This is a genomic window from Cupriavidus sp. CP313, assembly GCF_054072015.1.
The window spans coordinates 35,615-41,998 of the sequence record NZ_JBSVZB010000051.1 but is presented as its reverse complement, the minus strand read 5'-3'; the positions used below and the strand labels follow the sequence as shown (position 1 = coordinate 41,998).

Sequence of the window (6,384 nt, the reverse complement as noted above, 5' to 3'; positions counted from 1 at the left end):
TGGTCCTGGCGAGGCCGGCGGCATTCACATTACCCACCGCAATGTAGTCAAAGTCCCGCACGATGCGATGCGAGAGCTTGTGCAGGAAGTCGCGCCGTGTATTTTTGATGCGCGCGTGGAGGTTCGTTGCCTGTCGTTTCTTGCGCGCTCGCTGCGCTTTGGCAAGGGCTTGCTCGAGTCGGCCAAGGTGACGCGGATTCGCGATCTTCTCGCCCGTGGAGAGTGTGGCAAGGTCCTTCAAGCCAAGATCGATGCCGACGCCGCGCTCCGGGGATCGGGCGTGGATGTCGGCAACTTCAATCACGATGTTCAGGAACCAGTTGCCTCGGGCATCGCGCGAGAAATTCGTGCCGTCCTTGATCTTGCCTTCGGGAAGGGGACGGGAGCTGAACACGCGAAACGTATTGCCGGCAAAGCGGAAGGCGTCGCCCGCGCGCTTCAGATCCCGGCCCTTGAGCGGCACCCAGCCGAGCGACTTGCGGCCGCGATAGCGCAGGTACGGCCGGCGGTGCTGGCTACGCGACTTGGCGTACTGCTCGCAAACCGCGTTGACGGTGCCGGAATGGATGCGCAGTTCCTTGCTGCTGCCGGTCGTCAACACGTTCAGATCGAAAGCCGTGGGCCATTTCTTGCCCCACTTGAGTGCGTGCTTCTGCGTGTCGTTGCAGAAGTTCCAGACGTAGTTCACCGCGCGGCTCTGCTGATTGAGCAGGCCGTTCAGCGACTTCACCCGGTAGCGATAGACGATAAGCATGCCGGTCATTCTAATTTGGGATTGCTTGCTGCCGGCAGCACTCCTTTCACTCCCCGCCCTGAAGGGCGAGGTTTCTCGGAGCAAGTCTGATGACACCAAACCGATCCCTGTCCGCCGCGCTCGCGGCGGGCGTCCTGGTCCTGGCAGGCGCCAGCCTTCCCGTGCTGGCGCAGACCAAGACGCTCAAGGTCGTGGCGCATGCCGACCTGAAGATCCTCGATCCGACCTTCACCACGGCCTACATCACGCGCAACTTCGGCTACATGGTCTACGACACGCTGTTCGCGCAGGACGCCAGGGGCAAGCCGCAACCGCAGATGGTCGAGAAGTACAGCAGCTCGAAGGATGGCGGGCAGTGGAGCTTCACGCTGCGTCCCGGCCTGAAGTTCTCGGATGGCAGCGCGGTTACCTCGGCGGACGCGATCGCCTCGCTGCAGCGCTGGGGCGCGCGCGACAGCCTGGGCCGTGCCATGGGCGAAGCCGGCGCCGAGTGGAAGGCGGTCGACGCGCGCACGTTCACGCTGACGCTCAAGGAGCCCTTTGGCATGGTGCTCGATGCACTGGCCAAGCCCTCTGGCTTTCCGCCGGTGATCCTGCCGGAGCGCCTGGCCAGGATGCCCGCCACCGCGCCGCTGCCCGAGGTGCTGGGCTCCGGCCCCTTCATCTTCAAGCGCGACGAATGGGTGCCGGGCAACAAGGCGGTGTTCGTGCGCAACCCGCACTACGTGGCACGCAGCGAGCCCGCGAGCGGTCTCGCCGGCAGCAAGCAGCCCCGCGTGGACCGCGTCGAATGGCTCTACCTGCCGGACGCCAACAGCGCCATCGCGGCGCTCAAGCGCGGCGAGGTCGACCTGATCGAACAGGTACCGCCGGACTACATCACCCCGCTGCGCGGCGACGCCAGCATCAAGATCGGCGCGGGCGGCGCCTACCAGGGCGTGCTGGTGATGAACCAGCTGCATCCGCCATTCAACAACCCGAAAGTGCGCCAGGCCTTCCTGCAGGCGGTCAGCCAGGAACGCTTCACCGCGGCCATGGGCTATCCGCTCGACATGCGCATCAACTACTGCGCCACCTTCTTCATCTGCGGCGGCCCCAACGATACCGCTGCCGGCGCCGAACCGTACCGCAAGGCCGATCCGGCCCGTGCCAAGCAGTTGCTGGGCGCGGCCGGCTACAAGGGCGAAAAGGTGGTGCTGCTGGTGCCGACCGACATTCCCCAGCTCAACGCTGAAGCCCTGATGGCGGCACAGACCATGCGCAGCATGGGCATGAACGTTGACATGCAGAACATGGACTGGGCCTCCATCGGCGCGCGCCGCGCCAAGCGGGATGCGCCCGAGGCCGGGGGCTGGAATATGTACGTGACCGTCGCGGGCGAGTTCGATGCCGATTCCCCGATCACCAATGCCTACCTCGGCGCCGCCTGCGGCACCAGCCTGCCCGGCTGGCCCTGCGACAAGCCGCTCGACGCACTGCGCACGGCCTGGATCCGCGAGACCGTGCCCGCCAAACGCAAGGAACTGCTCGATGCCTTCCAGAAGCGCGCCTATGAGGCGGTGCCCTATGTGAACGCCGGCCAGTACTCGGCGGCCTTCGCGGCGCGTGCCAGCCTCAAGGGCATCGACAGGATGTGGGCCGGCATGCCCACGGTCTGGATGCTCGACAAATAACCGAACCACCCGGGGGAAACACGACAATGGGCTACCTGCTCCGACGCCTGGCCGCGACGCTGCCCGTGATGGCGGTGGTGGCCGTGGTGGTCTTCCTGCTGATCCACTTGTCGCCGGGCGATCCGGCGGCGCTGATCGCAGGCGACCTCGCGACCGTTGACGACATCGCCAGGCTGCGCGGCGTACTGGGGCTGGACCAGCCGTTGTGGCGGCAGTTCCTGCTGTGGCTCGGCCGGCTCGCCACCGGCGACCTCGGCACCTCCATCTTCACCCAGGTGCCGGTGGCCCGGTTGCTGGCGCAGCGGCTGGAGCCGACCGTCTCCGTCGCCGCGCTGACGATGCTGATGACCTTGCTGGTCGCGGTGCCACTGGGAACGCTGGCCGCGTACCGCGCCGGCAGCTGGGTCGACCGGCTGGTGATGCTGTTCGCGGTGCTGGCATTCTCGCTGCCGGTGTTCCTGGTGGGCTACCTGCTGGTCTACGCCTTTGCCATCCAGTTGCCGTGGTTCCCGGTACAGGGCTATGCGCGCCTCGCCGACGGCGCTGGCGCATGGCTGCGCAGCCTGGTGCTGCCCTGCGTCAACCTGGCGCTGGTCTATATCGCGCTGGTGACGCGCATGACGCGCGCGACCGTGCTGGAAGTCCTGCACGAGGACTACATCCGCACGGCGCGCGCCAAGGGCCTGGGCGTGCTGCCGGTGCTGGGCCACGCGCTGCGCAACGCGGCGATCCCGATCGCCACCACGGTCGGCATGGGCATCGCGCTGCTGATCGGCGGCGTGGTCGTGACCGAGACCGTGTTTGCGATCCCGGGTGTCGGCCGCCTGGTGGTCGACTCGGTGCAGCGCCACGACTACCCGGTGATCCAGAGCGTGCTGCTGGTCTCCGCCGGGGTCTACGTGCTGATCAACCTGATGATCGACCTCAGCTACCGGCTGTTCGATCCGCGCATCAAGTACTGATGGCTTTCGCCGCGAGACCTGCTGACATGACCACTTCCCTGCCCGCGACCGAACCTGCCGTACCGGCACCCGACGATGCGCCTTTCGTGCTGCCGCGCTGGCACTGGGCGCGCAAGCACCCCACGCTGATCCTGGGCGCGCTGCTGCTGGCGGTGATCGCCGTGCTCTCCCTCGGCGCGCCCTGGATTGCCACCGTCGACCCGCAGGACATCGACCCGCTGGCGCGCATGCAGCCGCCATCGGCCGAGCACTGGTTCGGCACCGACGCGCTGGGCCGCGACGTGTTCAGCCGCGCGGTCTGGGGCGGCCGCGTGTCCATGATCGTGGGCCTGTCGGTCGGGCTGCTGGCAACCGTGTCCGGCGTGCTGCTGGGCTTGGTCGCGGGCTTCGTGCGCCGGGCGGACTCCCTGGTGATGCGCGTGATGGACGGCCTGATGGCAATCCCGGGCATCCTGCTGGCGATCGCGCTGATGGCCGTTACGCAGGCCAGCCTGGGCGCGGTGATCATCGCCATCGCCATACCCGAGGTCCCGCGCGTGGTGCGGCTGGTGCGCTCGCTGGCGCTGACCCTGCGCGAGCAGCTCTACGTCGAGGCGGCGCATGCGGTCGGCACCCGCCTGCCGGTGATCCTGGTGCGCCACGTGGTGCCAAATATGGTGGCGCCGCTGATCGTGCAGGCCACTTTCGTGGCCGCCACCGCGGTGCTCACGGAAGCCGCGCTGTCTTTTCTCGGCGTCGGCGTGCCCCCCCAGATGCCGAGCTGGGGCAACATGATGGCCGAGGGGCGCAATTTCGTGGCCGTGGCCTTCCACATCATCCTGTACCCGGGCATCCTGCTGGCCGCGACGGTGCTGGCCATCAACCTGCTCGGCGACGGGCTGCGCGACGCGCTCGATCCGCGCCTGGCGCGGCAACTCTGAATCCGGGAGCGCAACCATGACCATCACGATGTCGCGCGCGATGTCCCATGTCAGGCCGGCCACGGGCGAGCCACTGCTCGAAGTGGAGGACCTCCATACGCATTTCGACACGCTCACCGGGCCGGCCCGCTCGGTCAACGGCGTCTCGTACACCGTGCGCGCCGGCCAGACCCTGGGCGTGGTGGGCGAGTCAGGCTGCGGCAAGAGCGTGACGGCGCTGTCCGTCATGCGGCTGCTGCCCACGCCACCGGCACGCATCCGCGGCGCGGTGCGGCTGCGCGGCACGGACCTGTTGCAGCTCAGCGAACGCGAGATGCGCCGCATCCGCGGCAATCGCGTCTCGATGATCTTCCAGGAGCCGATGACCTCGCTGAACCCGGTGCTGACGATTGGCCGCCAGATTGCCGAAACCGTGCAGCTGCACCAGGGCGCGAGCCGCGCCGACGCGCTCAGGCGCGCGGTGGAAATGCTGCGGCTGGTGCAGATCCCAGAGCCCGAACTCCGCGTCAACGAATACCCGCACCAGCTTTCGGGCGGCATGCGCCAGCGCGTGATGATCGCGCTGGCGCTGGCCTGCAATCCCGAGGTGCTGATCGCCGACGAACCCACCACGGCGCTCGACGTGACCATCCAGGCGCAGATCCTGGACCTGATTCGCCGCCTGCAGCAGGAACTGGGCATGGGCGTGGTGATGATCACGCACGACCTGGGCGTGGTGGCCGAATGCTGCGACCGCGTGATCGTGATGTACGCCGGGCTCAAGGTCGAGGAAGCCAGTGTCACTGAGCTGTTCGACCGCCCGCTGCACCCCTACACCCGCGCGCTGATGGCATCGATGCCGTCGATGAACACCAGCAGCCGGCGCCTGGCCGAATTCCCCGGCCTGGTGCCATCGCCACAGGAAGCGCGCCGCGGTTGTGCCTTCGCGGCACGCTGCGCGCATGCCAACGCGCGCTGCGCGCGCGAGCTGCCGCAGCTCACGCGCCACGGCGGCGACCATGCGGTGGCCTGCTTCGCCGTCGAGGAAGGCCGCATCGAATGCAACCCACAAGCCCAGGAAGCCATCGCATGAGCACGACCTCCGCCACGCCAACGCCCCTGCTCAAGGTCGACTGCCTGAGGAAACACTACCTCGCACCGCGGCGCTGGCTGGCACCGGGCAGGCCGCCGATCCAGGCTATGGACGGCGTGTCCTTCACCGTGGAGCGCGGCGAGACGCTCTCGCTGGTCGGCGAATCCGGCTGCGGCAAGACCACCACTGCCAAGTCGGTGCTGCGCCTGATCGAGCCGACTTCAGGCTCGGTGCAGCTCGACGGCGAGGAACTGCTGGACCTGCCGGCAAGTGCCATGCGGCAGCGCCGGCGCGACCTGCAGATCATCTTCCAGGACCCCTATGCCTCGCTCAGCCCGCGGCTGACGGCGGGCGAGATCGTCGGCGAGCCGCTGCGCAACTTCGGCCTGCAGTCCCGTGCCGAGCGCAACGAGCGCGTGCAATGGCTGTTCAGCAAGGTCGGCCTGCGGCCCGAAGCCGTGCGCAAGTTCCCGCACGAGTTCTCCGGCGGCCAGCGCCAGCGGCTGGGCATCGCGCGGGCGTTGGCACTCAACCCGAAGCTGATCGTCTGCGACGAGCCGGTATCGGCGCTCGATGTCTCCGTCCAGGCGCAGGTGGTCAACCTGCTGATGGACCTGCAGGCCGAGTTCGGCATCGCCTACCTGTTCGTCGCGCACGACCTGGCCGTGGTGCGCCATATCAGCCACCGGGTCGCCGTGATGTACCTCGGCCAGATCGTCGAACTGGCCGACCGCGACACCTTGTTCTCGGCGCCGCGCCACCCCTATACGGAGATCCTGCTGTCCGCCGTGCCGGTGCCCGACCCGCGCAGGCCCGCCCGGCGCCTGCTGCTGCAAGGCGATCCGCCCAGCCCGGCCAATCCGCCAGCGGGCTGCCGCTTCCACACGCGCTGCCCGCATGCGCAAGCCCGCTGCAAGGAGCAGGCCCCCTTGCTGACCGAACGTCCCTCCGCCACCGGCATCCACCTGGTGGCCTGCCATTTCCGCTGACCGCTACACTCCAG

6 protein-coding genes are annotated in these 6,384 nt (G+C 68.0%); 5 read left to right on the top strand and 1 reads right to left on the bottom strand.

Features of this window, described 5'->3' with window-relative positions:
- Nucleotides 1-754 (bottom strand): RNA-guided endonuclease InsQ/TnpB family protein (locus tag ACW4E8_RS38460; RefSeq protein ID WP_456809259.1); only part of this gene is annotated, 754 nt, incomplete at its 3' end.
- A gap of 89 nt (nucleotides 755-843) precedes the next feature.
- Between ACW4E8_RS38460 and ACW4E8_RS38455 the strand changes: the two genes are divergently transcribed.
- From ACW4E8_RS38455 to ACW4E8_RS38435, 5 genes are read left to right on the top strand one after another with little or no spacing between them, the layout of a single operon-like run.
- The gene (locus tag ACW4E8_RS38455; protein WP_456809257.1) at nucleotides 844-2,427 is read left to right on the top strand and encodes an ABC transporter substrate-binding protein; all 1,584 of its coding nucleotides are present in this window, start codon (nucleotides 844-846) and stop codon (nucleotides 2,425-2,427) included.
- 26 nt (nucleotides 2,428-2,453) lie between these two features.
- Nucleotides 2,454-3,389 carry an ABC transporter permease gene (locus tag ACW4E8_RS38450; RefSeq protein ID WP_456809256.1) on the top strand — a complete coding sequence of 312 codons (936 nt, stop codon included), beginning with the start codon at nucleotides 2,454-2,456 and terminating at the stop codon, nucleotides 3,387-3,389.
- A 26-nt stretch (nucleotides 3,390-3,415) separates the two neighbouring features.
- Nucleotides 3,416-4,309 carry an ABC transporter permease gene (locus tag ACW4E8_RS38445; RefSeq protein ID WP_456809255.1) on the top strand — a complete coding sequence of 298 codons (894 nt, stop codon included), beginning with the start codon at nucleotides 3,416-3,418 and terminating at the stop codon, nucleotides 4,307-4,309.
- 16 nt (nucleotides 4,310-4,325) lie between these two features.
- The gene (locus ACW4E8_RS38440) at nucleotides 4,326-5,381 is read left to right on the top strand and encodes an ABC transporter ATP-binding protein (protein WP_456809254.1); all 1,056 of its coding nucleotides are present in this window, start codon (nucleotides 4,326-4,328) and stop codon (nucleotides 5,379-5,381) included.
- Nucleotides 5,378-6,370 (top strand): ABC transporter ATP-binding protein, encoded by a 993-nt coding sequence (locus ACW4E8_RS38435; protein WP_456809253.1) that lies wholly within the window; start codon nucleotides 5,378-5,380, stop codon nucleotides 6,368-6,370. Before ACW4E8_RS38440 ends, ACW4E8_RS38435 begins: the two co-directional genes overlap by 4 nt.
- The last annotated feature ends 14 nt before the right edge of the window (nucleotides 6,371-6,384 follow it).